The organism is Nonomuraea sp. NPDC048916, from assembly GCF_040649575.1.
GTDB lineage: Bacteria > Actinomycetota > Actinomycetes > Streptosporangiales > Streptosporangiaceae > Nonomuraea.
Genome location: NZ_JBEZFS010000225.1, coordinates 1 through 455, shown reverse-complemented (window position 1 = coordinate 455; position 455 = coordinate 1). Strand labels below are relative to the sequence as shown.

1 pseudogene is annotated in these 455 nt (G+C 70.3%); it reads right to left on the bottom strand.

Annotated elements, in window-relative coordinates:
- Nucleotides 1–455, bottom strand: a pseudogene (locus AB0C16_RS40575) (IS701 family transposase); the annotation flags it as partial.

Below are 455 nucleotides of genomic sequence, written 5' to 3'. Positions count from 1 at the left end.
GGTGCCAGCCGTCCCACTTGCGGACTTGGTACTCGGTCAGGCCGAGCAGGTCCTTGCCGGTCTCGTTGTTCTCCTCGATCTTCCAGCGCAGCCCGGCGACGGTGATCAGCTCGGTGACGGGCGTGCCGGCCGGGGCATGGGCCAGGAAGAACTCGACGTCGGCGGGATCGCTGACGCTGCGGCGGATCAGCAGCGTATGCGTATGGCCGTCAGCGGGAAGTTGCCCCACGGGTACCGCCGCGACCGTCGCCCAGTCGTAGGCGCGTGTGCCCTTGGTGCCCTGGCCGCAGGAGCGGCGCTCCCACAAACCCGGGACGGCCTGGGCCAGCAGCCGGTCCAGCACATGCCCGGCCGGCTCCTCGCCGCCCCGGGCGGTCACCAGCGGCAGATCCACCGGCACGGCCATCACATAGCCGATCCGATGGGTGTGGCAGTAGGCGCGCAGGTGAGGATCA